This window comes from Shewanella mytili (assembly GCF_046765975.1).
Taxonomy (GTDB): Bacteria; Pseudomonadota; Gammaproteobacteria; order Enterobacterales; family Shewanellaceae; genus Shewanella; species Shewanella mytili.
On record NZ_JBKOUD010000006.1, the window covers coordinates 1 to 25,173 of the forward strand.

Below are 25,173 nucleotides of genomic sequence, written 5' to 3' on the forward strand. Positions count from 1 at the left end.
TTTCGAATGATGAGTCTCACGACATTACACTTAGCCGATACCGTGCAGGCAAGCTCATGAAAGCGCTGAGCTTATTCAGCTGTCAGTTGCCAAAACACACTTACAGGAAAGCTACTCAGGAACATGTTGCTATTCCTAACTTACTCGACATTGAGTATCGTGGACAGCCAAAGAACGTGATGTTCCATAGCGACCAAGGATGTCACTACACAAGCCGTAAATTCCGTCAGTTAATCTGGCGCTATCGCTTAACGCAAAGCATGAGTCGCAGAGGAAATTGTTGGGACAATAGCCCTATGGAACGCTTCTTCAGAAGCCTTAAAACCGAATGGGTGCCAACTACAGGTTACGGGAGCTTTACGGAAGCAAAGCAGAAGATAGGTGAATATATTCATGGCTATTACAGTCGACTGAGACCGCATTCGTACAACGGTGGTTTAACGCCAAATGAATCGGAAAAACGTTACTGGAATAGCTACAACGATGTGGCCAAAATGACTTGACCACTACATATTGACTATCACTTTTATAAAAATTAATAATGAAAATTAATTTTTATAAACATCAAAAGATAGCCAAGCAACTAAAATTCCTAAAAATTGAACTATACCGAAAAATTCAATATCCAATGCAATTAGAGTCGGCTTTAACAAAACAAAGTAAAAAGCTACTGCAATTACTGATAATAAAACCAAAAGTTTAATGTTTATAGAAATTTTAATATGTTCCCCGCAATTTGTGCATTGACCATTTTTAATTGCGCCTTTAGAGAAAAATAAATAAAATTTCTTTCCACAACAATGAGTTTTCATATAATTCCCCAAGATGTTATTTTTTACATTTACTGAATAGTACTAACCAATAAAAAAAACATATAACAGAAACCACTAATGATATCACCCCCGCAGAAAAACGAACATCATGCAGTCGTTTAACACCATATTCATTAAAACCATAATAAACTAATGGGGATAATATGATACAGAAAGCCATATAACCAAACATACGTCTTAAACATTTTTTCTTATCAATCATATTACCCCCTTGATGAACTTAAACTAAAATTTAATCATTCGTGATTTCTTGATTTAAAAAAACATCAAATGCATCGGAAATTCGACATGAAAAGCAAAAAGGCCTTTCTTATTAAAGAAAGGCCTTTTTATTTCAAAATGTTATGAACTTATATTAGTTCATGCCATAGGAAATAATATGGTGTTTTGGCATGTTTTTTGTTGTCTTGGTTTGTCTGGTTAATTTATTGAAATTATTGAGGTTGTTGTCATATCTTGTATTGGTTTGTATTGAGTTGTTTTGGTTCTTATGATTAACTCGGGGTACATATGGGGGTACATGAAATTACGTCATGTACCCCACAAAAAGAGGTAGTCATGGGCAAGCTATACGACAAACACTTGAAGGTACTGTTAAACAAACGTCAGGAGCGTCCCAAAACACTTTCAGATGGTAACGGGTTAGGTGCTCGGGTATCCCTGCAAGGTAAAATCCGATGGCAATATCGTTATAAGGTTAAGCTTGAGGACAAGCATAAGAGCAAGCGGATTGATTTGGGGGATTATCCAGAAATTTCGTTACTGAAGGCTCGTGATTTAGCGCAACAGTGCCGTTCGTGGTTGGCTGATGGGTATGATCCCAAACTTCAGCGACAAGTTGAACGGCAAGCCACCTTACAGCCGGTGACGGTTCAAGAGGCTATCGAGTATTGGTTTGTTAACTATGCGGATGACAATCGCGCCAATGCAGATCGTCATCGCGTGCAATTTGAAAAGCACATTTATCCTTACATCGGCCATTTACCTCTAGAGCAAACAGAAACCAGACATTGGTTGGAATGCTTTGACCGCATACGTCGCGGTGTGCCCAAACGTAAGCAACGCCCTGCGCCAGTAGCAGCTGGCTATATCTTCCAGAATGCCAAACAAGCCTTAAGGTTTTGCCGCGTTCGGCGATACGCAATTAGTCGCGAGCTTGAAGATTTAACCGTGCCTGATGTTGGCGCCAAGCAACGTAAAAAAGACCGCGTGCTGTCAGAAGTTGAGCTCCATGATCTACTGGCTTTTATTCAAACCCGCAAATGCAATCGTTACTACGCAGACTTGATTTGGTTGCTGGTGGTCTTTGGTGCTCGAACGCAAGAAGTCCGCTTATCAACATGGGATGAATGGGACTTTGATAAAGGGCTTTGGACGATTCCACGTGACAACAGTAAGAATTCAGAAATTATCCTGCGGCCAATCCCTGATGCAATGCGGCCATGGCTGCTACAGCTTAAAGCCAGAAATCAAAAGAGCGGTTACTTGCTCGGCGAGCTGAAAAAGCCTGAAGCCGTTAGCATGTTAGGTGGCAATATTTGGAAGCGCTTAGAGCATGATGAAAAGTGGACTCTGCATGATCTACGACGCACCTTAGCCACTCGGCTCAACGACCTTGGTATATTGCCCCATGTAGTTGAACATCTACTAGGGCATACCATTAGTGGTGTTGAGGGCATCTATAACCGTAGTCAGTACATGAATGAGAAGCGTGCGGCACTCGATTTATGGCTAGCTACCATCACTCCCGCATCATGGGATGATTACAGGGCGTTTGGCTAATGTCCCCCTCTCTATAGTTTTTATTTATTGAGAAGCCTGACGTTTATTTCGCATAAAAGCTTTGTATATTTTCTAGACTGAAGCAATAATTGAGTAGTTAATTACTCATTAACTGTTTTATTTTGACTTAATGAGTATTTTTTTACTCGTTTTGTATTTTGGAGCTCTTATGGAACATTTGACCATTCAGGCGTTCATCAATGGCCAATGGAGAGATATTGCACAGCTCTCTTTTCCTGAGAGCGAGCAAGCTAATTATAGGCTCACCTCATTAGATTACGAGCAAGCTTACGCTTTGGCAGAGTTAGACAAAGACGACATGCACGCCGTCTCGCTAAATCACCCCGTGAGCCTGTTTTTTGATGAGCCGGGATGGCTATGCTTTCTCGATGACATTATGCCTAGCGGTGCAAGCCGTCGCTATTGGATGAAATACCTCGATATCGCTGATCTGAGTGTCGACGAGCAAAATTTTGTTTTGCTGAAATATGGCACTATCGCTCCCGTCGGTAATTTGCGTGTCAAGGAGTCGCTGCCTGAGCGCACGACTATTGCTGATCAGCTGACCTTCACTGTCGATGACGTTAAGAATCGAGCTGCTGACTTTTTGGATTATGCGCAACATCGAGGCGCTGCTGCTGGTGGCGCAACTGGTGCGGGCGGTGAAGCCCCCAAGCTGTTATTACGCTGCGACGATGAACAGAATATCTGGATTGATAGCTACCAAGACGAGCCGCAAAACCGAGACCTTCATTACTTGGTGAAATATCCGAGAGGCCCGCGGTTACCCATTGATTGCGACATCTTACGCGCTGAATACCACTATTATCACGAATTGGCTGAAATGGGCTTTGAGACCATCCCTACGACTAATATGCGGCTTGAAGAAGGCCTTAACTATCCATCATTGTGGCTGCCACGCTTTGATCTTTACTTTAACGAACTAGGCCAGCAACGTTATGCGATGGAGTCGGTCTATTCGATACTTGGCAAGGGCGCGGGTGTTACCTTAGATCATGAGCAAACCATAAGAACGTTAATCGATAAAATCGCTCATAGCCATATGGCATTAGAACAAGGATTTCAGTTTGACGTACGCGCGTTTGTGCTTGAATGGGTGCAGCGAGACCTTTTGAATATCCTATTCGGCAACAGTGATAATCATGGCCGCAATACAGCGTTTCTTAAAGGCGATGGGTGGATAAAGCTTGCCCCTATCTATGACTTTGCACCAATGAAGGCCGATCCAGAAGGGGTGGCCAGAACCACAAAATGGCAAGCACCGCTAGAAGTTGGGGGTGAGTATAACTTTCAGGGCATTGCTGACGCATTGGCTGATTTAGTGCCTGCTCAGACGCTAATGAAAGAGTTAAAGCTCACTGCGCAACAATGCCTTGGCTTGAAGCAACGCTTAATTGAGCGCGGTGTGCCACAACGGATCATCGACATGCCAGCTATTGGCTTTGCTTATGTTGAACAAAAGCTAGCTCGTTGGGGGCTACTATGAGTGATAAACCATCTACTGCTGAAACGGCAAAAGAAACCATTGCTCGTCTTAGAGCGAATCGTCAGCAACGGAGTGCGGTTGTTACTGAAGCGTCGCAGCGTCAGCAATCTGAAAACGTTGTAGGAGCGCCAATACAAGCCGCTAAACGAGCCTCTAAGCAATCAAGCGGTGTGAATGCCATCGAACGAAAGAACGCGATTCACGCCGTCACACAACAGCTATTACATGGTGCGCTAAGCCAAGGGCAAGCGCTTAAAACATTGCGAGTTGAGGTGTTAGGTTTAACGCAAGATCAGTATGCAACCTTAGCTAAGGTGTCACGCAAAACCCTCTCTGACGTTGAGAACGACCGAGGTAGCTTTAAGACCGATATTCTCGACCGACTATTCAAGCCTTTTGGTCTTAAGGTCGGGATTGTGCCAATCTCAACAGGTACAACATGGCTTCTCTGATAATTAGAGTGCATTGGCTAACACCCTAGCACTCACACAGCTAATCCGTTTGCTTATGGCTAGGATATTCGCCAAGCGCCGTGCTATTTGCAGTAAACGCTGAGGACTGTGGCAGGTTAGCTAATGTCTTGAATCACGTCGCAGTAGCAGCTTTACAACTATCAGAATCGTCCCACAGTTCTCGGGTCATTGAACCGCGCCTCCAGCCGTCAATTGGCGCTGTCGCATAACAGCCTGAAATCGATACATTTCACACAGCCTAATTTGGTTCGTAGGTGTTAAGATACATCCAGAATCATTTTAAGGTTGCATTGATAAATGACCCCAAAACTCACTCTCCAACAGCTTGAATCTTTCCTGTGGGAAGCCGCTGACATCCTGCGCGGCAATATGGACGCCTCAGAGTACAAAGACTACATCTTCGGCATGATGTTCTTAAAACGCCTGTCTGATGCCTTTGAAGAGGCGCAAGAAAGTGTGGTGCAGTATTACCTCGGCAAAGGCAAAACCCAAGAGCAAGCTGAAGCGCTGGCGCAAGATGAAGACGAATACGATAACACCTTCTTCGTGCCGCAACGCGCTCGTTGGTCAGCGTTAAAAGACCTTAAACACGATATCGGCGCGACGCTCAACAAAGCCACTGAAGCGATTGAAGAGTACAACGGCAGCCTTGAAGGCGTGTTGGTCACTATCGACTTCAACATCAAAAACAAGCTGTCTGATAAAAAGCTGCAAGATTTGCTGTCGCACTTCAACAAATACCGCCTGCGTAACGAAGACTTTGAACGGCCTGATCTGCTCGGCACCGCCTACGAATACCTCATTAAAATGTTCGCTGATAGCGCGGGCAAAAAGGGCGGTGAGTTCTATACCCCAAGTGAAGTGGTCTCGCTGCTGGTGGCCTTACTCAAGCCTAAAGCGGGTATGCGTATCTATGACCCAACCTCCGGCTCCGGCGGTATGTTGGTACAAACCCGTAACTACCTCGCCGCCCATGGCGAGAACCCCGGCAACCTGTCGCTGTTCGGCCAAGAGATGAACCTAAACACTTGGGCCATCTGTAAGATGAACATGTTCCTGCATGGCGTGCTCAGTGCCGACATTCGTAAAGGCGATACCCTGCGCGAACCTAAGCATACCGAAGGCGGTGAGCTGATGCGCTTTGACCGCGTGATTGCCAATCCACCGTTCTCACTGGCGAAGTGGGGTAAAGAAGAGTGCGATAACGACGGTTTTGGTCGTTTCCCTTATGGTACGCCGCCGAAAGACGCAGGCGACTTAGCCTTTGTGCAGCACATGATCGCCAGCACCAACGCAGAAGGTATGGTTGGTGTGGTCATGCCGCATGGGGTGTTGTTCCGAGGTTCGAGCGAAAAGGCGATTCGTCAGGGCATTCTCGAAGATGATTTGCTCGAGGCGGTCATTGGTTTGCCATCGGGCTTGTTCTACGGCACTGGCATTCCGGCCTGTTTGCTGATCATCAATAAACACAAAGCGGCTGAGCGTAAAGGCAAGGTGCTGTTTATCAATGGTGAGCTGGAGTACGAAGAAGGCAAAAACCAGAACAAACTGCGCCCGCAAGATATTGAGAAAATCGTCACCACCTTCGACAACTACCAAAACATCAAGCGTTACGCTCAAGTGGTCGAGCTGAGCGAGATTGCCGACAACGACTACAACCTCAATATTCGCCGCTACGCTGATACTGCGCCACCAGCAGAGATCTTTGATGTGCGCGCCATCCTGCATGGCGGCGTGCCTGTGCGCGAGGTCGAAGACGAGTATATCCAAGAAGAGATCCTGCAAGGCTTCGACGTTAGCTGCGTGTTTACCCTGAAATCTGAGGGTTACTACCAGTTCCGCACCGATATCAGCGCCAAAGAGCAGATCCGCGAGTTTGCCATGGATGCCACGCCAGCCGTCATTAGCCAGTTAGAGCGCTGGTGGGACAAGTATCAAGTATCACTCAAACAACTTGACGATGAAGTCGCTACCGCTGAGAGCGTGATGCAAGGCTATCTCAAGGAGCTGGGTTATGAGTGAGCGGATTCCTGAAGGGTGGGTTATTGATAAAGTAGGAAACTATATTTGTGAATATAGTAAAAAGTGCGTTGTTGATGGCGAATATGAGGTTTTAACCTCCTCAAAATCAGGTTTGATAAGACAGACTGATTACTATGGTGAAAATAGAATTACTAGAAAATGTACGATAGGCTTCAATATCGTGCCTCACAAATTCATCACGTATCGCTCAAGAAGTGATAATAATCGGTTTACCTTCAATAAGAACAATTTAGGTATTATTGGTCTTGTGAGTAAATATTATCCCGTTTTCACTCATAAGTGCGGAGATACTTATAATCAGTTTTTGACATATTTGGTTAATTTTCACTCCGATAAATTTGCTCTTGAGAGTGTTGGAACTTCTCAACTGGTTCTATCATTAAGTGCTGTTAAATCAGTTAAATTGATGTTTCCCTCCCTCCCAGAACAACAAGAAATCGCCAAGATCCTGACCTCAGTGGATGATGTGATTGAGAAGACACAGGCGCAAATCGACAAGCTCAAAGACCTGAAAACGGGCATGATGCAGGAGCTGTTGACCAAAGGCGTCGGCGTCGATGGTAAGCCTCACACCGAGTTTAAGGATTCCCCTGTTGGCCGGATTCCGAAGGACTGGGTTGCGTGTTCTATGGGTTCAGTTAGCAACTTGATCACAAAAGGTGCAACACCAACCACTTCTGGTCATAGCTATGCTTCTGAAGGAATTCGATTTTATAGAAGTGTGAATGCTTCTGAAGACGGAACACTTATATTGGACGATGTTCGATATATATCAAGCGATGCAGATGAGCAGCTAAAAAGATCAAGTTTGCAAAGAGGGGATGTTGTCCTTTCTATTGTTGGTGCAAAAACAGGGAAGACCTTCTTTCTTATTGATGATCTTTCGCCTTTACCAGCTAATATCAACCAAAATATTGCGTTGGTTCGCGTGAATAAAGGTCGAGTTTTGCCAGAGTATTTAAAGTACTTTATTTCGTCAGCTGCGTTTCAATTGCAAGTCGATAGAGAAATAACGACACAAGCTCAACCATCTCTAAGCCTAAAGCAGGTTGGTGACTTTATCCTGCCAGTCCCTCACCTAAGCGAGCAGATTGAAATTGTTGAATCTCTGAATTCACTTAGCAATGTTTTGGCAGTTAAACTTACTAAGTTGACTCATTTTCAGTCGCTTAAAAAAGCCCTCATGCAGGATCTATTAACGGGCAAGGTGCGAGTAACCATCGACTAGCAAGGACGAGTAATGTTACAGGCAATTCTCCATGGAAAGGCGGGGCGTATCGACGGCGACAAAGGCCAGTCGATAAGCTGGCGTGAGGTATTCAAGGGGCGGGAAGACCTGATGACAGCGGCGGTATTTGGTCGCTTTGCCTATCTGTCTGCGCCTGTACAAGCAACTTTAATGCAGCGCTGGCTTCGCGTGACTGAGCCAGCCTTTGATGATTTTGAAAAGATCGATTTCTGGCCTAGTTATCAATTGGTGAGTAATGACCAAAAGAGAAGGGTTGAGCCAGATGTAGTCCTTAATTTTGCCAGTGCTACCGTGATTTTGGAGATCAAGCCACCTAATGGTGGAGACCAAGACATTGACCAGTGGCGGCGTGAGGTTGAGTCGTTTCTTCTATCTGGAGAGCGTAGCCAGCTACCACTGTATTTTTTAGCCATTGGGCGTATACCAAACAAATTAGTGCTTGGTAACTGGGCTCAACAGCTAAGTAAAAAACTCGATGGTATTAATGCCGTGGTGTGGCAACGAGTCGTTAACGACTTACTGGAACTCGATAATGGTAAGTTAGCGTGTGAGCCTAATACACAAGATAAGCGCATTATTGCAGATATTCTGCAAACCGCGGGCTTGTATCAGCTCAGAACACAATTCTATAGCTGGGAAACGTTACTTGACCACCCGCTACCACGGCTGAGCTTACAGCAACCGCTATTGCGCGATAAACCGAACCCCAAAGCGCCAGCTCAACCAGAACCTCAACCGTTTTCAGCGCCCCAAGCACCACACAGTTGGCACGACTTAGCCACGTTTGCCACATCGCACCCCATTTCACTCAAGGACATCAACACATGGAACAAGTAGATGATTTGCTATTGCAGGTACGTACCGCGCACCGTTTATTGGCGGCGTATTATCAGCGTATTATTCCTGCCATCACCGATATGGCGAGCAAGCTTGAGGTCGATTTCTACTATTGGGGTAATGAGCACTTCGGGCATACGCCTGCTGTTCACCGCGACATAACGCAGTACTGGTCTTGGGATCTGCTGCCCGGTATGAATACCCACTATCTGTACGGTAAGTTTCAGGCTATCAATAAAGTGCGCGTTGGGGACTATCTGCTTCAATTTGTAGTTGTTACTGATTCAGGTCTTGATAACCACGGTCATGGTCATAAGAGCGAACCAGACGCGTTAAATTTGCCAATAACAGTCGATAAAGCTCAGAGCTTGTTGCGAGTTATTGTTTGTGCGCCTTACAAAGTGTTTGAAGATAGTTGGTATAACAATATTTGGGCGGGTGTTGACTACCCTGACTTCAGTAATACTCCAACGCCTGCAAAAGATAAGAACGATGAACCTTGTTTCTTATCTGGCTATGAGTGCCCGTTAGCTAAGCTGATGTCAGATGACGGTGTGGAGCAGTTAGTTGAGCGTATTAAACAGCAAATAGATAGCACCGTTGCGGCGGCTAAAGCGGAGCATGAACGTGTTGCTGGTGGGCAGGGTGTTGCCTCATGAGCAATGATGAATTTGACAAGGTAGAACGTCCCGCCATTGCGCAGCTCCACCAGCTAGGCTGGCGTTACGTTCCCGGTAAAACGTTGGCACCTGAGCACAGCAATCAAGAGCGTGATTATTTACGCGATGTGGTGCTGGTTAAACGCCTAACGCAAGCCATTGAACGCATAAACCCGTGGATCAATGAAGAGAACCTGAGAAAGGTGGTGCGCATGGTGACGCACCCGCAATGCACAGGTTTGATGGAGTATAACCACGGCTTTTATCAAACCATGGTGGGCTATCTGTCGGTTGAGCAAGACCTTGGCAAAGGCAAAAAAGGCCAAACCGTTAAGCTGGTGGACTTTGATAATATCGACAGCAACGAGTTTATCTGTGCCAACCAGTTTAAGGTTGAAGGCCCCAATCAAACCATCATCCCTGATATTGTGTGCTTCGTTAACGGCCTGCCGTTGGCAGTGATCGAGTGTAAATCGCCTTATATCTCAACGCCTATTTATCACGGCATTGACCAACTGCGTCGCTACGCTAATCAGCGCCATCCTGAGCAGTTTGAAGGCGCTGAAAAGCTGTTTTGGTATAACCAACTGATGGTTTCGACCTGCCGAGATCTTGCCCGTGTCGGTACAATTAGCTCGCCCGCACAATACTATGGTGATTGGAAAGATGCTTACCCGCTGACTGATGCAGAGATTGCGCAACAAGATAGCGATGATGTGCTGCCGCTCACCAATAAGCTCAATGTGGAGTTACCTGTTGCCACTATTGACCCTGCTGATGATGAGTTTAAGCAAGTGGCCGAGCCACCAGCTGATTACCAATCCGCTAAGGTTACGGCACAGCAGCGCTTGTTAGTCGGTATGTTTAGCCGTGAGAACTTTCTCGATATCGTGCGCAACTTCGTGCTGTTTGAGCCGGATGATGGCCGCTTAATTAAAAAGGTGGCGCGCTATCAACAGTTTCGCGCCGTAAACAAGGTGATTAAACGGCTTAAGACGGGCAAAACCCGCAAAGAGAAGTCGGGCGTGGTGTGGCATACCCAAGGCAGCGGTAAATCGCTGACCATGGTGATGCTGGCGGTAAAAATGCGCCATGACCCCGAGCTTAAGCAATACAAGCTGGTGTTTGTCACCGATAGAACACAGCTTGATGAGCAGCTCTCAACCACCTTCCAAGGTGCGCAAGGTGAAACCGTTTACAACGCTGACTCTGTGGCCTCGCTGCGTGATTTGCTGAAAAAAGACAGCTCAGATCTGGTGACTGCCATGGTGCAGAAATTCCAAGACGCAGAGAAGGAAGCTGAGCAGCAGGGCGACAATAGCTTTGTTGACCTCAATACCTCAGACAAGATTATTGTGCTGGCTGATGAAGCGCACCGTACCCAATTTGGCGGCCTAGCGACCACGATTAACGCCGCGTTACCTAACGCCCCTAAAATCGGTTTTACGGGCACTCCGTTGCTGAAAACCCAAAAGATGGATACCGCCTTTGGTGGCTACATTGATAAGTACAAAATCAATGAGGCAGTAGAGGATGGAGCCACGGTAAGGCTGTTGTATGAAGGCCGTGAGGTGAAAACCGCCGTGGCGGGTGAGTCGCTTGATGCACTGTTTGAAGAGTATTTTGGTGAATACACCAAAGAAGAGCAGCAAGAGATTAAGCGTAAATATGGCGTCGAGCGCGCCGTGCGTGAAGCGCCTCAGCGTATTCGCTGGGTGTGTATCGACCTATTAAAGCATTACCGCGAGCGCATACAGCCTGATGGCTTTAAAGCGATGATTGTGGTGGGTAGTCGCCACGCGGCTACTGTGTTTAAAAAGATCCTAGATGAACTCGGTGCGCCACCGTCAGAAGTGATTATTTCGGGCGATCACAACGATGAACAGTACATTGCCCAATATACTGACAAGGTTCACCAGAAGAAGGTTATCGCCAATTTTAAAAAGCCGTTTGGCATCGATATTCCCGGCACAGACGAGAAACAGCGTAAGTACGACAACACCGCCTTTTTGATTGTGAAAGACATGCTGTTAACGGGCTTTGATGCGCCGATTGCGCAGGTGATGTATATCGACCGCAAGCTACAAGACCATACGCTGATGCAGGCCATTGCGCGGGTGAACCGTAACTATAAGGGCAAAGAGTGCGGCTATGTGGTCGACTACTACGGCTTAGCCAGTTATCTCACTGAAGCGCTGGAGCTGTTTAGTAGTGATGACGTTGAAGGGACTTACCAAAGCCTGAAAGACGAACTGCCCAAGCTAGAAGACGCACATCGGCGCGTTAAAGCGTTTTTCAAAGGCGTAACCAGCGATGAAATCGATGACTATGTGTTAGCGCTCAAAGACGATGTGGTGCGGGCGCAATTTGAAGTTGCCTATAAGCGTTTTGCCAAGCAACTCAATGTGATTTTGCCGGATGCCTCTGCTAAGTCGTATATCCCAGATATGAAGCTGTGGGGCAAGGTGCATCATGCGGCGCGCAACCAGTATCACGATGACGGCATGGGCTTGCTCGATGTGGGCGAGAAGGTGCGCCAGCTGGTGGACGAGCACATCTTGAGTACCGGAGTTGATCCGAAAATCCCGCCGATAGATTTGCTGGCGGCCAACTTTAAAGAACACGTGCTCAAGAAAAAGTCGGCGGAATCCAAAGCCTCTGAAATTGAGAGCGCGCTGAAGCACCATATCAACATCAAGTTAGACGATGACCCCGAATACTACCGTTCGCTGAGCTTGCGGCTGCGAGACATCATTGAGAAAACCGCAGGTAATTGGGAGCGTCAGTTAGAGCTATTGCTGGAAATGACCGATGATCTTAACGCGGCTCATAAACAAGCGGCGCAAGACGTAGGCTTGAACGAGACTGAGTTTGCCTTTTACAACATTATGATGGTTGAGGTAGCGAAGGCGAGAGACGGTGATGTGATTGACGATCAGCTCCATGAAGAGATTAAGGCGACCACTCAACAGCTGGTGCAGATGTTTGATGAGGCCACACTGATCGTCGACTTCTTCAAAAAAGACGATGAAGTGAAGCGTATGAAGAAGAACATTAAGCGAGTGGTGATGGATCAATCCTTTGGTGATAAGGCGCTGGTGGTCATTCTGCAAGACCGCTTTATCGATTTGGCTAAGCATAAGTTCGGCAATAAATGACAGCGCAAGACGTGATGCAAGACTGTGATGTGATAAAACAGGCGGGCTACGAGGTTAAGGTCATTCGCACTGCGCGCCGTAAATCCGCCACGATTAAAGTGGAAGAGGGCGTTGTTGCTGTTGTGGTGCCGAAGGCGTTACCGATAGAGAAAATCCACCAGCTAGTGGCCGCCAAACATCAATGGATTTTAGAGAAGCTCGCTATTCACGCCGATGCACGGCCATCGCGTGGCAAAGAGTATGTCTCTGGCGAAGCCTTCCCTTATCTTGGTCGTAATTACCGCCTAAAGGTGGTGCAGGGCAATGTTACGGCGACTAAGTTGGTCAACGGCAAGATTACTGTGACCGCGCCTGAATACGCTTCACAGGCGCAATTTGTGCGCCGTTCGCTAACTCACTGGTACAAGCGCAATGCGGATAAGAAAATCCGCGAAAAGGTCGAGCGCTATCAGTCGATTGTTGGCGTAGAAACGGGCGTAGTGCGTATCAAAGACTTTAAGAGCCGCTGGGGCAGCTGTACCCCCTATGGCGACTTAGAGTTCAACTGGCTGATTGTGTTAGCCCCTAACCGAATCGTTGATTATGTAGTGGTGCATGAGCTTTGCCATTTGCTGCACCACGACCACTCACCGCAATTCTGGTGCGAAGTCGAGCGGGTAATGCCGGATTACCGTGAGTGCAAAGAGTGGTTGAGAGACAACGCTCAATTGCTGCTGGTGTAATTACTTAAATGGGGGTGAAGGATGGCGTTTGTTAAGCTGCTAGTGAGCGGTGACATTGATGTGTTTGTGCTGGTGGCTAAGCCTTGTGGTATTCGCAAGTGTTATGAAAAGGAGCTCGACTCAGCTTTCCGGTTTACATCTACACCAGATGAGTACATTCAACGTCTATCTAACATTCTTGATGGCAGCTATCTGAATAGCCATATACCTCATGAGGCGGGAGCTCCGGTTATTTGCTCGATAAGCACTATGATGGGAATTTTGCAAAACATGGGTTATGAGGTCACACCTGATGAAAATTACGATGTGATGCTCGAACAAGCTGCTATACCCCTAACGAATGCGCAGAAGCGAGCTAGGTTGGCTGATATTAAGAAAGAGCGCGAACAGGGAATTGTTTATTAGTGAGCACAGCCCAGCTCTTCACCCACACAAAACCGAGAAATCTGCGTGCCTGATACCTTCTTCGGTAACATGGCCAGTCCAGCCTCATTGGCACCGTAAATACGAATAAGTCGAGCTTCTTTTTTCATGGTTCTCTCCTAGTCAATACCTAGAAAAGAACCCCCTTTAAAAATTGAATCAGTATCTATTGCTTCCTGAAATGGTACGTCTGATCACAACTGTTCATAAGAGTACACACTGCGTTTTGACTCTCGTTATAACCAACATTTTGTAACCCGCTGAAAGTGGCTTTCATCACAAACCCGAAGCTTATGTCATGTTACCGATATGCTTGAGTGATCATCAAAAAGTGATCACTCTCTGGTGGACGCATTTTTTGATCACTTTATCGCATTAGTTAAAATTTAACCTATTGAAAAATAGATGCTTACCTAGGGCTCGTGATCAAAACATTAAGTCAAAAGCCGAATTAATCAAATAATCTTTGATACGGTTAACCTTTTCTTAACATTTTTTTGTGGTAAAGCGACAATTTGATGATGAAATGAGGGGATAGGCTGAAAGTCGGCTAGTTTATCGTTTATGTGTGATGCGGCTAAAGTAATAACCTTTGGCGGCGTTTGGCTTACCGTTCTTTGAGGCATTTTTAGCTAGATAACTGAGCCTGAACAATGCCGCTTGGCGGCTTTTAAGCGAATTACGTTTGATCATGTAGGCGCAGTTGTCGGGAAAATAGGCGTTGATATCGACAACCAATGCCAAGGCGTGTTGCACAATGTTGAAGGTTGTATTGGTGCTATTGGCTTTGTGGCCATTGAGCTGCACAAAACAGTGATAATGGCATTTATCTGCAACACTATTTTGTTCTCTTACCCAGCCGAATGCCACGGTCGATTGGTAATGTGATTGCAAGGCCTTGACGACTATGCTTCTAAATTTGCTGATCTTATGATTGTGAGGTAACGAATCATATAGCGAAATATCAAAGCGGATCATATAGGCCTTAGAGTGCCATGATAGGAAAGCGTCAAGACAGTTGTTTAGCCTATTAAGCAGCGTTCGGTTGATCCCTGTGGGGAAGGACATTACCTTCCATACGTTGCCACCTAGCACGACGTCTACCGTTGGAGTGATACTCGGCAACAGAGCGTGCTCATCATCTGATGAAATCGCTAAAGCAGGTTTTTTAACAACAGCTTGAGACATAATAATATTTAATTACCTAGTGCAAAAATGTAACAGCTCATGGCTCAAGCCCTTATGGCATAGAGTTTTCTGCTTATTAATTTCGATTAATTCAGTTCGACAACCCACAAGAACAGCCCAAGTTGTCTCTCGTTAATGTTAAGAAAAGGGCAACGTATTGCCCTTGCGTCATTGACAGATAGACCTTATCGCTTAGCTTGACGTTCCCAGTGTTGATAATCTGATAGTCGTACCATCCATCTGTTTTGATCCTTAAATGCTCTAGGCGCATCCTTGGCTTGTTGCAGCCAACGCCTCACCGTTTTAGCCTCCCGCCCTAATCGTGTGGCGATTTGCGCGCAGGTCAAAACAGGCTCAACGGTATGAGTTAATGCGACTTGCTGGCATAGACGGGTTTTCTTCGGGCGGTTGGTGTTAACAACGGTTGACTGAGTCATTGATTGCCCTCCAGTTGCTTTAGCTCCACCACGGGGCAAGCGCGTACCCATGCGACTATCTCGCTTAGCTTCCACCCGTTGATATTCGCGTCTAGCTTGATGCGCTTGGGAAATTGGCCCCGTCGCTCTAATTGAAAGGCTTGCGCTCTACTTACCGATGTAATGAATCGCCGTTGCTGTTCATTGATGATAATTTCATTGTGATCAGATTCTGTTGTAAAGAAGGATGTATTCATTGGTTTCTCCTTGGCTTCAAAGCGCTGTCGGCGCTTGAGTCGAGGAGTTTGCTTAAGATACAACTAAAAACTAAATTTTCGGGGATTTTAGTGTTTTAAGATCGATTATGGGCAGAATGGGGTGTTATGTGTAGGCAATAATTAACACGTGTTGGCTGGTGGCTTTTGGCCACCAGCGACGGATTGGCGTGTTAATTTAGGGAACGTTAGCCTTGGCAGGACTGCCAGCGTTTAAATTCCTCAGGGCACCAACCGACGGTGCGACCGTTACGATAGACTGGCGCGATAAGCTTCTGAGCTTTTACCCACCTATGTACTGTGGCGCGGCTTTTTTGCAATGCAGCACACATCTCAGTGATGCCTATCAGCGGAAAGAGGTCTAATTGAATTGACTGATTAACGTTATTGTCCTGCATTATTGAACACCCTCACTAGGGTTACTTGAGATAACGGCCTCTCTTGACTTGACCCAATCGAGTAGTTCGGAAAGCAACCATCCCACAGAGCGATTTGAGATCCTTCTTCGTCTTGGAAACATACCTTTGCGTTCGAGTTGAAAGGCTTCGGCTCTGCTTACAGATGTGATGAGTCGACGCTCTTGTTCTTTGACTATGCGTTCAAACACAAACTCATTGGTCGTATCTACTTCCATCACAGCTAAATTTACGTTTGTCATTAGTCTCTCCTCGTATTCATTGCGCTTGATTGCACGGGAGTGAATGTTGAGGGCGGCGTAAGTAAACGCGAAATTTTAGGGGGTTTTAGTAAATTGCCTTAAAACGTATCAGCCAAAACTTATTGTATGACCTTTTGAAGGGGCAAAAGGGAGGGCAAATGGCAGGGCAAATGGCAGGGGTAATAAAACGCCGGGGGTACATATGGGGGTACATGAAAAGCAAAAAGGCCCTTCTCGTTAAGGAAAGGCCTTTTTATCTCAATACGTTATGAATTTATATTAATTCATGCCATATTTTTTCAATTTTTTGCGCAGGGTGCCGCGGTTGATACCGAGCATGTTGGCAGCGCGGGTCTGGTTACCACGGGTGTGCTGCATAATGATATCAAGCAGAGGGGCTTCGACTTCGCAAAGCACCATTTCATATACTTCCTGAGCTTCCTGACCATCCAGCTGGGAGAAGAAGTTACTAACAGCGCGCTTTACGGCGTCGCGTAGCAGCTGTGGCTTGATGGTGCCGTTAGCGGTTTCGATTTTGCCTACGGTAAGCGGATGAGCTTCTGTGTGAGTTGTCTGATCAAACATTCGTTTCTGCTCTTATTTATCTAGTACACATTCATCAAAATAGCGTTCCACCATGGAACACTGTTCAGCAGCGCTTTCCAGCTGATTGAACTCAGCCCTGAACTGACGCTGTTCTTCCTGGTTCAGATACCAACCCATATGTTTTCTGGCAAAGCGAATGCCTTTAAATTCACCATATAAATCATATAGTTTGGTCAAATGCTCCAGCATCACTTGACGCTTTTCTGCATTGTCTACCGGTGCCGGCAATGTGCCGGTATCCAGGTAATGCTGGATCTCTTTAAAAATCCACGGTTGTCCCTGTGCGCCCCGGCCTATCATCAGGGCATCCGCGCCGGTGTAGTCCAGCACGAAGCGGGCTTTTTCCGGTGAGGTGATATCCCCATTGGCGATAACAGGTATCGAGACATTTTGTTTGATTGCCTTAATGGTGTCGTACTCGGCTTCACCTTTATAAAGGCATTGCCGGGTGCGGCCATGTACTGCTAATGCAGCAATGCCACTGGCTTGGGCAATCTGGGCGATTTGAACACCGTTCCTGTGTTCCGGATCCCAACCCGTGCGAATTTTCAGCGTTACCGGTACATCCACGGCTGCTACAACGGCATCGAGGATCCGTTTCACCAATTCAGGTGATTGCAGCAGTGCAGAGCCTGCGAGCTTCTTATTCACTTTTTTTGCCGGGCAGCCCATGTTGATGTCAATGATCTGGGCACCTTGTTCCACATTGTAGTGGGCGGCCCAGGCCATCTCATCAGGAATGGCGCCGGCGATTTGTACCGAGCGTATGCCTTCCTCACCGGAATGACGCATGCGTTGGCGGCTTTTATCCGTATCCCAAAGTTCGGGATTGGATGAAAGCATCTCTGACACGGCCATGGCAGCGCCATAACGAAGACAGAGATTACGGAAGGCTTGATCGGTGACACCTGCCATTGGTGCCACGATCAGCTGGTTTGTCAGTTGATAGGGGCCAATTTGCATTTTGCGGTTTCACCTAGCGCTTCAAAGGGGCGCTATAGTACGCCTTTTTGCTAGCCATGAAAAGGTCAATAAATAACCTAAAGTAAAACTTTTTTCTTGACTTTTACATCCATGGAAGTCATCGATGTGAAACCGCAGAAGTCAGTAGTGGCGCGCCTTGGCGGCCCATTACAGCGATTTGCGTACTCCTGTCAAGCGGCTCCAGTCCTCTTTGTGAACAGAGGCATCCATGGTGAACCATTGGCTGTAGATTTCCCGCAGTTCTTCGGCCTGTTCACACAGTAAGCCAGACAGTGCCAGTTTGCCGCCGGGGCGCACCAATGAGGCGATTTGGGGGGCCAGTTCGCGCAGGGGGCCGGCCAGAATATTGGCTACCAGTACATCGGCGCTGATGTTGGCGGGTTGTTCCTGTGGCAAATACAGTTGCAGCCGGTCAATCACCTGATTGCGGGTGGCATTGGCGCGGGAGGCGTCAATGGCCTGATAGTCAATATCGATGCCGGTGGCGGATTTGGCACCCAGTTTCAGTGCGGCTACGGCCAGAATGCCTGAGCCGCAACCAAAGTCGATCACCTCTTTATCTGCCAGTGGCAGGCTGTCGAGCCATTCCAGGCACAAGGCGGTGGTGGGATGGGTGCCGGTGCCAAAGGCCAGACCGGGGTCCAATATTACGTTAACGGCTTCAGGCTCGGGGATTTCCCGCCAGCTGGGGCAAATCCACAGCCGTTTGCCAAACTGGATGGGGTGAAAGCTGTCCATCCATTCCCGTACCCAGTCCTTGTCTTCAATCTGCTCGATTTTGTAGTTGAAGTGATCTTTGAGAAAAGGCAGCTGGGCCAGCTCGTCAATAACCGGCGCAAGATCGGTGCCTGCATCAAACAGTGCCACCACTACGGTGTCGGCCCACAAGGGGGTTTCGCCCAGTTTGGGTTCGAAAATCGGGGTGTCTTTACCATCTTCAAAGGTGATGGACACGCTGTCGCGCTCCATCAGCAGGTCGCTCAGGGCTTCAGCGTGTTCGCTGTTGCTGTGGATGCGTAGTTGGATCCAGGGCATGAAAGGAATCTCTCGCTATGAAAATAAACCCGCCTATTGTAAGGCAAGGGCTGGTTGCCTTGCCAGTAAAGCCAGCCCTTGCCGGGTGATTGTATGAAAGTCATTTTCATAAAATGCCGAAACGGATGATTCATAACGGTATTTTGCTGACATTTTGGTGATAAAAATTCAATTAAGCGTTTGATTATTAATGGATAATTGGTATTACCAATAGTGAGTTAGCCCGCAAATAGTGTGAGCCATATCCGGGCAATGTTGCATAAATGTTGAACGAGATCACGAAAGCGAGGCTTGGCGGTTGGCAGTTTGATGGGCTGCGATATGTTGATATGCCTGCGTCCCTGATTGTGAATAACTTTATTACCATGCTGACTCGATACCGTATTGGCGAGCGGTGGTTGGGGTATCCCCAAAGCCATCGCTGGTCTGCCATTGCCGACATGCTGCAAAGTGCGTCCGGTTTGCTGCTGGGGCTTTTTTTGCTGGCACATCTGCATTTTGAATCCACCATCTTGTTGGGAAAGGCCGTTTTTTACCAGATGGTGCAGATACTGGAAGGCGGCTGGTTTACCCATGACGGCCACGGTTCTGCGGCAGTAACCCAGCTGTTTTCCGTATTCATGTTGCTGGTGGTGATGGTGCATGCGGCCACCGCCCTCAGGCGTTTCCCTGCCCAAAAACGCCAGTGGCAAGCACTGCGTAACCACAATCTCTTGATAAATCATCAGGACAGCCGCTTGTGGTTTTGGCAGATGATCACAGGTTTCATGATGTTCTTTTTGGTGCCCATGCATCTGGTCACCATGATCACCAATCCCGAGATTGGCCCCCATCTGTCGGCAGCAAGGGTCTGGCACGACAATTTCTGGCTGGTGTACATCTTGTTGCTGCCGGCGGTGGTGGTGCACGCCATGCTGGGATTGTACCGGCTGGCGCTGAAGTGGGGCGTGAGCTTTCGGCGCAACGGCTTGCGGCTGTTGGCCAAAATCCTCATCGGTTATCTGCTGCTTTTGGGGTTATGCAGTTTGTCGGCCTATGTGGTGATTGGTCTTGGGCTGAGCCTGCCGGTGGCACCGTTTGTTCCTTGATTTATCCCGATAGTACAACAATAACGCGGCGGTGATGACGGCAAGGGGCTCCCTTTGTCATCACTTGCCAGCCCGGATTGCCTCATGGCACGGGGGAATGCGAACAAAATACGGGAGAAGGTCACTCCCAAAGGAGAATGCGTGAAACTCATTTATACCGATGCGTTGGTGGTGGGAGCCGGCCTTGCCGGGCTGCGGGTTGCCATTGAGGCCAAGGCCCGGGGGCTTGATACCCTGGTGCTGTCGCTCATTCCGCCCAAACGTTCTCATTCTGCGGCGGCGCAAGGCGGCATGCAGGCGAGCCTTGGCAATACGGTCAAAGGGATGGGGGATAACGAAGATGTGCATTTTCAGGATACCGTGAAAGGGTCGGACTGGGGCTGCGATCAAACCGTGGCCCGCATGTTCAGCCATTGCGCTCCCAAGGCGGTGCGGCAGATGGCCAACTGGGGCGTGCCCTGGACCCGGGTCACTGCCGGGCCAAGACAAGTGGTGGTTAACGCAGAACGGGTGACCATTGAAGAGGCCCAGCAGGCCCATGGCCTGATTAATGCCCGGGATTTTGGCGGTACCAAAAAATGGCGCACCTGTTATACCGCTGACGGTACCGGCCATTCCTTGCTGTATGCGGTGGATAACCAGGCCATTGCCCTGGGCGTGCCGGTGCATGAGCGGGTGGAAGCGCTGAAAATCATCCATGACGGCAAGCGTTGCCAGGGGGTGATTGCCCGCTGCCTCATTACCGGCGAGCTGCGGGCCTATATTGCCAAATGCACCACCATTGCCACCGGCGGCTATGGCCGCATTTATGAAATATCCACCAATGCGGTGATTTGCGAAGGCATTGGGCAGGCCCTGGCGCTGGAAACCGGCGTGGCCACACTGGGTAACATGGAAGCGGTGCAGTTTCACCCCACGGCCATTGTGCCGGTGGGCATTTTGACCACCGAAGGCTGCCGGGGCGACGGCGGCCTGCTGCGGGATAAAAACGGACACCGCTTCATGCCGGATTATGAACCGGAGAAAAAAGAGCTGGCATCCCGGGATGTGGTCTCCCGCCGCATGACCGAACACATGCGCAAGGGCTTTGGGGTGGAAAGTCCCTATGGCCCCCATTTATGGCTGGATATCACCCTGCTGGGGCGCAAGCATGTGGAAACCAACCTGCGGGAAGTGAAAGAGATTTGCGAGAACTTTCTGGGGATTGACCCGGCCACGGAGTGGATCCCCGTGCGTCCCACCCAGCATTACTCCATGGGGGGCATTCGTACCAAGCCCAGTGGCGAAAGCCCCCAGCTTAAAGGCTTGTTCAGTGTGGGCGAAGCCGCCTGCTGGGACATGCACGGCTTTAACCGGCTGGGTGGGAACTCACTGGCCGAAACCGTGGTGGGCGGCATGATCATTGGCAGCTATGTGGCGGATTTTTGCGAGCAGGAAACCCTGCAACTGGATACCCGCCTGGTAGAGCGGTTTGCCACCGAGCTACAGCAAGAGATTGACACCCTGCTCAGCACCAGCGACGGCGAAGATGCCTTTGATCTGAAACTGCACATGCAGCGCATCATGATGGATTACGTGGGCATTTTCCGTAACGGCCCTGAGCTGCAAAAAGCGGTGGATGAGCTTAAATCCCTGTTGGCCCGTTCGCGCCATATCCGCCTTAAATGCAAAAAACGCCATGCCAACCCTGAGCTGGTGGAGGCGCTGCGGGTGCGGCGCATGCTCAAAGTGGCATTAACGGTGGCTTGCGGCGCCCTGGCGCGGACTGAAAGCCGCGGTGCCCATGCCCGGGAAGATTATCCGCAGCGTAATGACAAGGAATGGTTGAACCGTACCCTGGCCAGCTGGCCGGATGCAAAGGCGCTGGCCCCGCAGTTGCACTACGAAACACTGGATGTGATGCAGATGGAGTTGCCCCCCGGCTACCGGGGTTACGGGGCTGACAATGCCATTGCCCATCCCGATACCGCCAAGCGCCAGCAACAGATCAGTGACATCCTTGAGCAGCTGGGGGCTGATGCTTCGCGCCAGCAATGCCAGCAGGCGTTAATGCCCTTTAGCCTGCCGCCCCATCTGCAACCGGAAAACCAGCGTTTAAGTGACCCCATCGCCAGCGGAGACAAATCATGAGCCAGGGCCGTAGTCTGACCTTCAGAATCTTTCGTTATGACCCGCAACTGCCGGGTGACACCCCGAAAATGGTGGATTACCAGCTGGATGAAACGCCGGGGATGACCGTATTCATTGCCCTTAACCGCCTGCGGGCGGAGCAGGACCCGTCATTGCAGTTTGACTTTGTCTGCCGCGCCGGCATTTGCGGCAGCTGCGCCATGGTGATTAACGGCTTTCCTACTCTGGCGTGCCGCACCTTGACCGCCAAATACGGCGACGGGGTGATTACCCTGATGCCGTTACCCGGATTCGAGCTGATTGGCGATCTGTCGGTGAACACCGGCAAATTCATGCGGGAGCTGGCCGAAAGGCTCAAACTGTGGTTGCATCCCAAAGCGCAGCAGGCGGATATCCACCACCTGGAAGATCCCATGGCACCGGATGAGGCAGCCAAACTGTATGAGCTGGAGCGCTGCGTGGAATGCGGCGTGTGTGTGTCAGCCTGCGCCACCGCCCAGATGCGCGACACCTTTGTGGGCGCGGTGGGCATGATGAAAATCGCCCGCTTTGAAATGGACAGCCGTGATGCCCGCAGCGCCGATGATTTTTATCATGTGATTGGCACGCAAGATGGTGTGTTTGGCTGCATGACCTTGCTGGGATGCCAAGACAACTGCCCCAAGGATTTGCCTCATATGCAGCAGATAGCCTACCTGCGCCGCAAAATGGCCGGCACGCTTATTGCCCGCAGCAAAGTGTAATCGGGCAAACATTGCCATTGCCGTTGTAACGCCGGGCACTCCCCGGCTTTTTTGTTGTGGAACGCCCCTGACATGGCACAGTTGCGGCGAGTCGCAGGCGCCTAAAACCGCGCATAAGCCATGCGGGCAGCAGGCCATTGCTGCTATAATGCGCCCTCGTTTTGAGGGGGAGAGCAGTTAATGGATGTGTCATACCTGTTGGATGGCCTGAATGACAGGCAGCGTGAGGCGGTGGCCGCACCGCAGTCAAGCATGCTGGTACTGGCAGGGGCCGGCAGTGGCAAAACGCGGGTGTTGACCCACCGCATTGCCTGGCTGATGCAGGTAGAAAATCAAAGCCCCTACTCCATCATGGCGGTGACCTTCACCAACAAGGCGGCTGCCGAAATGCGGGAGCGGGTGGAGCGGCTCATTGGCCACAACATGAATCGCATGTGGATTGGCACGTTTCACGGGCTGGCCCACCGCTTGCTGCGTACCCACTGGCAGGAAGCCAACTTGCCACAGAATTTCCAGATCCTTGACGGTGAAGATCAGCACCGCTTGATAAAACGCATTATCAAAAGCCTCAATCTGGACGACAAGCAGTATCCGCCGCGAATGGTGCAGGGCTATATCAATGGCAAAAAAGATGAAGGGCTGCGCCCGAATGCCATTGACGCCGGGCCGTTTCCGCTGGAGCAGAAACTGCTGGAGCTGTACCGCATCTATCAGGAATCCTGCGACCGGGCAGGACTGGTGGATTTTGCCGAAATCCTGCTCAGGGCCCATGAGCTGTTTCTCAACAAGGAGCATCTGCTGGCTCATTACCAAGAGCGTTTTCATAACATTCTGGTGGATGAGTTTCAGGATACCAACGCCATTCAGTACGCCTGGATCCGCCTGCTGGCAGGCAACAGTGCCCAAGTGATGATAGTGGGGGATGATGACCAGTCGATTTACGGCTGGCGCGGTGCCCAAGTGGAAAACCTGCACCGTTTCTTGCAGGATTTTCCCCAGGCCAAAACCATCCGTCTGGAGCAGAATTACCGTTCCACCGGCAATATTCTCAAAGCGGCCAATGAACTGATAGCCAACAATCCCGGGCGGCTTGGCAAGGATTTGTGGACCGAAGATCCCGAAGGCGAGCCCATTTCTGTGTATTGCGCTTTTAACGAGCTGGACGAAGCGCGCTATATCGTCGGCCGCATTTGCGACTGGCAGGATTTGGGGGGCAATCTGGCCGATTGCGCCATTTTGTACCGCTCGAATGCCCAGTCGCGGGTGCTGGAAGAAGCCCTGCTGCAAAAAGGGGTGGCCTATCGCATTTACGGCGGCCTGCGCTTTTTCGAGCGGCAGGAAATCAAGGATGCCATGGGATATTTGCGCTTGATGGCCAATCACGATGATGATGCCGCTTTTGAACGGGTGGTGAATACACCGCCTCGTGGCATTGGTGAGCGCACGCTGGAGATTTTGCGCAGCACGGCGCGCCAGCACCAGCTTACTTTGTGGCAAGCGGCCGGCCAGCTGCTGGAGCAAAAAATGCTGGGAGGCCGGGCCGCCAATGCGGTGCGCGGTTTTCTCGATCTGATTGTGATGCTGGAGCATGATACCGACGAATTGGCGTTGTATCGCAAAGCCGATCAGGTGATCCAGGCCTCTGGCCTGAAGCAGATGTATGAGCAGGAAAAGGGCGAGAAGGCCCAGAGCCGGGTCGAAAACCTGGAAGAACTGGTGACGGCGGCCCGTACCTTTGAAGTGCCGGAAGAACTGCTGGACATGGGTGAACTGAATGCCTTTTTATCCCATGCCGCACTGGAAGCCGGCGAAGGACAGGCGGACGATTACAGCGATGCGGTGCAGTTGATGACGCTGCACTCCGCCAAAGGGCTGGAGTTTCCTGTGGTGTTCATGGCCGGGGTGGAAGAGGGCATTTTCCCCAGCCAGCTGACGCTGGAAGAGGGCGACCGGCTCGAGGAGGAGCGGCGTTTGTGTTACGTGGGCATGACCCGCGCCATGTCGCAGCTGTATATCACGTATGCGGAATCCCGGCGGATTTACGGCCGGGAGAACTATGCCCGGGCGTCACGCTTTATCAAGGAAATCCCACCGCAGTGCATGAAAGAGGTGCGCCTCAAGGCACAGGTATCCAACCCGGTGTCCAGCAGCCGTTTCAGCCGCAGCCAGCAATCGTTTGACGACAGCGGTTTTCATCGCGGCCAGCGGGTAATGCACTTCAAGTTTGGTGAAGGCACGGTGACCAACAGCGAAGGCAGTGGCGCTCAGGCGCGGGTGCAGGTGAATTTTGATGATTTTGGCAGCAAATGGTTAGTGGTCACTTACGCCAAGTTGCAAACGCTGTGATCTTCCCCAAGGGAAAAA

At 49.5% G+C, this 25,173-nt stretch carries 23 protein-coding genes; 15 read left to right on the forward strand and 8 right to left on the reverse strand.

Annotated elements, in window-relative coordinates:
* On the forward strand, positions 1-503 hold a 503-nt coding region (locus tag ACIDEJ_RS07535), incomplete at its 5' end, for an integrase core domain-containing protein (protein WP_411987473.1).
* 45 nt (positions 504-548) lie between these two features.
* On the opposite strand, the gene ACIDEJ_RS07540 is transcribed toward ACIDEJ_RS07535, so the two are convergent.
* Positions 549-812: a hypothetical protein gene (locus tag ACIDEJ_RS07540; protein ID WP_411987474.1), complete on the reverse strand. Its 264-nt coding sequence runs from the start codon at positions 810-812 to the stop codon at positions 549-551.
* Positions 813-1,391: 579 nt separating this feature from the next.
* Here ACIDEJ_RS07540 and ACIDEJ_RS07545 point away from each other — a divergent pair.
* From ACIDEJ_RS07545 to ACIDEJ_RS07590, 10 genes are all read left to right on the forward strand, one after another.
* Positions 1,392-2,615 (forward strand): tyrosine-type recombinase/integrase, encoded by a 1,224-nt coding sequence (locus ACIDEJ_RS07545; protein ID WP_411987475.1) that lies wholly within the window; start codon positions 1,392-1,394, stop codon positions 2,613-2,615.
* 169 nt (positions 2,616-2,784) lie between these two features.
* Positions 2,785-4,122 (forward strand): type II toxin-antitoxin system HipA family toxin, encoded by a 1,338-nt coding sequence (locus ACIDEJ_RS07550; protein WP_411987476.1) that lies wholly within the window; start codon positions 2,785-2,787, stop codon positions 4,120-4,122.
* Complete coding sequence (locus tag ACIDEJ_RS07555) at positions 4,119-4,574, forward strand: helix-turn-helix transcriptional regulator (protein WP_411987477.1); 456 nt, start codon at positions 4,119-4,121, stop codon at positions 4,572-4,574. The genes ACIDEJ_RS07550 and ACIDEJ_RS07555 overlap by 4 nt, the downstream gene beginning before the upstream one ends.
* Before the next feature lie 318 nt (positions 4,575-4,892).
* Entirely contained in the window at positions 4,893-6,617 is a 1,725-nt protein-coding gene (locus ACIDEJ_RS07560; RefSeq protein WP_411987478.1) for a type I restriction-modification system subunit M, read from the forward strand.
* The gene (locus ACIDEJ_RS07565; RefSeq protein WP_411987479.1) at positions 6,610-7,866 is read left to right on the forward strand and encodes a restriction endonuclease subunit S; all 1,257 of its coding nucleotides are present in this window, start codon (positions 6,610-6,612) and stop codon (positions 7,864-7,866) included. Before ACIDEJ_RS07560 ends, ACIDEJ_RS07565 begins: the two co-directional genes overlap by 8 nt.
* A gap of 12 nt (positions 7,867-7,878) precedes the next feature.
* Complete coding sequence (locus ACIDEJ_RS07570) at positions 7,879-8,724, forward strand: hypothetical protein (RefSeq protein ID WP_411987480.1); 846 nt, start codon at positions 7,879-7,881, stop codon at positions 8,722-8,724.
* Complete coding sequence (locus ACIDEJ_RS07575; RefSeq protein ID WP_411987481.1) at positions 8,712-9,383, forward strand: hypothetical protein; 672 nt, start codon at positions 8,712-8,714, stop codon at positions 9,381-9,383. The genes ACIDEJ_RS07570 and ACIDEJ_RS07575 overlap by 13 nt, the downstream gene beginning before the upstream one ends.
* Positions 9,380-12,541 carry a type I restriction endonuclease subunit R gene (locus ACIDEJ_RS07580; protein WP_411987482.1) on the forward strand — a complete coding sequence of 1,054 codons (3,162 nt, stop codon included), beginning with the start codon at positions 9,380-9,382 and terminating at the stop codon, positions 12,539-12,541. The genes ACIDEJ_RS07575 and ACIDEJ_RS07580 overlap by 4 nt, the downstream gene beginning before the upstream one ends.
* Complete coding sequence (locus ACIDEJ_RS07585; protein WP_411987483.1) at positions 12,538-13,263, forward strand: M48 family metallopeptidase; 726 nt, start codon at positions 12,538-12,540, stop codon at positions 13,261-13,263. The genes ACIDEJ_RS07580 and ACIDEJ_RS07585 overlap by 4 nt, the downstream gene beginning before the upstream one ends.
* 21 nt (positions 13,264-13,284) lie before the next feature.
* Positions 13,285-13,668 carry a hypothetical protein gene (locus ACIDEJ_RS07590; protein ID WP_411987484.1) on the forward strand — a complete coding sequence of 128 codons (384 nt, stop codon included), beginning with the start codon at positions 13,285-13,287 and terminating at the stop codon, positions 13,666-13,668.
* On the opposite strand, the gene ACIDEJ_RS07595 is transcribed toward ACIDEJ_RS07590, so the two are convergent.
* The 7 genes from ACIDEJ_RS07595 to prmA all read right to left on the reverse strand — a co-directional run bounded on the left by ACIDEJ_RS07595 (position 13,665) and on the right by prmA (position 18,848).
* A complete protein-coding gene (locus ACIDEJ_RS07595) occupies positions 13,665-13,796 on the reverse strand; it encodes a hypothetical protein (protein WP_411987485.1) in 132 nt (43 codons plus the stop codon). The two genes, ACIDEJ_RS07590 and ACIDEJ_RS07595, sit on opposite strands and share 4 nt — an antisense overlap.
* A gap of 445 nt (positions 13,797-14,241) precedes the next feature.
* Positions 14,242-14,874, reverse strand: coding sequence for a YagK/YfjJ domain-containing protein (locus ACIDEJ_RS07600; RefSeq protein WP_411987486.1), 633 nt, complete (start codon positions 14,872-14,874; stop codon positions 14,242-14,244).
* 433 nt (positions 14,875-15,307) lie between these two features.
* Positions 15,308-15,547 carry an AlpA family phage regulatory protein gene (locus ACIDEJ_RS07605; protein WP_411987487.1) on the reverse strand — a complete coding sequence of 80 codons (240 nt, stop codon included), beginning with the start codon at positions 15,545-15,547 and terminating at the stop codon, positions 15,308-15,310.
* A 415-nt stretch (positions 15,548-15,962) separates the two neighbouring features.
* Positions 15,963-16,223, reverse strand: a complete 261-nt coding sequence (locus tag ACIDEJ_RS07610) for an AlpA family phage regulatory protein (RefSeq protein WP_411987488.1) — start codon at positions 16,221-16,223, stop codon at positions 15,963-15,965.
* Between the two features lie 279 nt (positions 16,224-16,502).
* Positions 16,503-16,808 carry a DNA-binding transcriptional regulator Fis gene (gene fis, locus ACIDEJ_RS07615; protein WP_037441607.1) on the reverse strand — a complete coding sequence of 102 codons (306 nt, stop codon included), beginning with the start codon at positions 16,806-16,808 and terminating at the stop codon, positions 16,503-16,505.
* A gap of 12 nt (positions 16,809-16,820) precedes the next feature.
* Positions 16,821-17,792 (reverse strand): tRNA dihydrouridine synthase DusB, encoded by a 972-nt coding sequence (gene dusB, locus ACIDEJ_RS07620; protein ID WP_411987489.1) that lies wholly within the window; start codon positions 17,790-17,792, stop codon positions 16,821-16,823.
* A gap of 168 nt (positions 17,793-17,960) precedes the next feature.
* A complete protein-coding gene (gene prmA, locus ACIDEJ_RS07625) occupies positions 17,961-18,848 on the reverse strand; it encodes a 50S ribosomal protein L11 methyltransferase (RefSeq protein WP_411987490.1) in 888 nt (295 codons plus the stop codon).
* Between the two features lie 365 nt (positions 18,849-19,213).
* Here prmA and ACIDEJ_RS07630 point away from each other — a divergent pair, with 365 nt between their 5' ends.
* The 4 genes from ACIDEJ_RS07630 (at position 19,214) to uvrD (ending at position 25,155) form a co-directional block, all read left to right on the forward strand.
* A complete protein-coding gene (locus ACIDEJ_RS07630; RefSeq protein ID WP_411987618.1) occupies positions 19,214-19,936 on the forward strand; it encodes a fumarate reductase cytochrome b subunit in 723 nt (240 codons plus the stop codon).
* A gap of 141 nt (positions 19,937-20,077) precedes the next feature.
* Positions 20,078-22,066 (forward strand): fumarate reductase flavoprotein subunit, encoded by a 1,989-nt coding sequence (locus ACIDEJ_RS07635; RefSeq protein ID WP_411987491.1) that lies wholly within the window; start codon positions 20,078-20,080, stop codon positions 22,064-22,066.
* Positions 22,063-22,809: a fumarate reductase iron-sulfur subunit gene (locus ACIDEJ_RS07640; protein ID WP_411987492.1), complete on the forward strand. Its 747-nt coding sequence runs from the start codon at positions 22,063-22,065 to the stop codon at positions 22,807-22,809. The genes ACIDEJ_RS07635 and ACIDEJ_RS07640 overlap by 4 nt, the downstream gene beginning before the upstream one ends.
* A gap of 180 nt (positions 22,810-22,989) precedes the next feature.
* On the forward strand, positions 22,990-25,155 hold the full coding sequence (uvrD, locus tag ACIDEJ_RS07645; RefSeq protein WP_411987493.1) for a DNA helicase II: 2,166 nt from the start codon (positions 22,990-22,992) through the stop codon (positions 25,153-25,155).
* The last annotated feature ends 18 nt before the right edge of the window (positions 25,156-25,173 follow it).

Excerpts from the sequence above, each read along its gene's own strand:
- ACIDEJ_RS07540 (WP_411987474.1), bottom strand. The coding sequence starts at position 812 with ATGAAAACTCATTGTTGTGGAAAGAAATTTTATTTATTTTTCTCTAAA.
- ACIDEJ_RS07545 (WP_411987475.1), top strand. The coding sequence starts at position 1,392 with ATGGGCAAGCTATACGACAAACACTTGAAGGTACTGTTAAACAAACGT.
- ACIDEJ_RS07550 (WP_411987476.1), top strand. The coding sequence starts at position 2,785 with ATGGAACATTTGACCATTCAGGCGTTCATCAATGGCCAATGGAGAGAT.
- ACIDEJ_RS07555 (WP_411987477.1), top strand. The coding sequence starts at position 4,119 with ATGAGTGATAAACCATCTACTGCTGAAACGGCAAAAGAAACCATTGCT.
- ACIDEJ_RS07560 (WP_411987478.1), top strand. The coding sequence starts at position 4,893 with ATGACCCCAAAACTCACTCTCCAACAGCTTGAATCTTTCCTGTGGGAA.
- ACIDEJ_RS07565 (WP_411987479.1), top strand. The coding sequence starts at position 6,610 with ATGAGTGAGCGGATTCCTGAAGGGTGGGTTATTGATAAAGTAGGAAAC.
- ACIDEJ_RS07570 (WP_411987480.1), top strand. The coding sequence starts at position 7,879 with ATGTTACAGGCAATTCTCCATGGAAAGGCGGGGCGTATCGACGGCGAC.
- ACIDEJ_RS07575 (WP_411987481.1), top strand. The coding sequence starts at position 8,712 with ATGGAACAAGTAGATGATTTGCTATTGCAGGTACGTACCGCGCACCGT.
- ACIDEJ_RS07580 (WP_411987482.1), top strand. The coding sequence starts at position 9,380 with ATGAGCAATGATGAATTTGACAAGGTAGAACGTCCCGCCATTGCGCAG.
- ACIDEJ_RS07585 (WP_411987483.1), top strand. The coding sequence starts at position 12,538 with ATGACAGCGCAAGACGTGATGCAAGACTGTGATGTGATAAAACAGGCG.
- ACIDEJ_RS07590 (WP_411987484.1), top strand. The coding sequence starts at position 13,285 with ATGGCGTTTGTTAAGCTGCTAGTGAGCGGTGACATTGATGTGTTTGTG.
- ACIDEJ_RS07595 (WP_411987485.1), bottom strand. The coding sequence starts at position 13,796 with ATGAAAAAAGAAGCTCGACTTATTCGTATTTACGGTGCCAATGAGGCT.
- ACIDEJ_RS07600 (WP_411987486.1), bottom strand. The coding sequence starts at position 14,874 with ATGTCTCAAGCTGTTGTTAAAAAACCTGCTTTAGCGATTTCATCAGAT.
- ACIDEJ_RS07605 (WP_411987487.1), bottom strand. The coding sequence starts at position 15,547 with ATGAATACATCCTTCTTTACAACAGAATCTGATCACAATGAAATTATC.
- ACIDEJ_RS07610 (WP_411987488.1), bottom strand. The coding sequence starts at position 16,223 with ATGACAAACGTAAATTTAGCTGTGATGGAAGTAGATACGACCAATGAG.
- fis (WP_037441607.1), bottom strand. The coding sequence starts at position 16,808 with ATGTTTGATCAGACAACTCACACAGAAGCTCATCCGCTTACCGTAGGC.
- dusB (WP_411987489.1), bottom strand. The coding sequence starts at position 17,792 with ATGCAAATTGGCCCCTATCAACTGACAAACCAGCTGATCGTGGCACCA.
- prmA (WP_411987490.1), bottom strand. The coding sequence starts at position 18,848 with ATGCCCTGGATCCAACTACGCATCCACAGCAACAGCGAACACGCTGAA.
- ACIDEJ_RS07630 (WP_411987618.1), top strand. The coding sequence starts at position 19,214 with ATGCTGACTCGATACCGTATTGGCGAGCGGTGGTTGGGGTATCCCCAA.
- ACIDEJ_RS07640 (WP_411987492.1), top strand. The coding sequence starts at position 22,063 with ATGAGCCAGGGCCGTAGTCTGACCTTCAGAATCTTTCGTTATGACCCG.
- uvrD (WP_411987493.1), top strand. The coding sequence starts at position 22,990 with ATGGATGTGTCATACCTGTTGGATGGCCTGAATGACAGGCAGCGTGAG.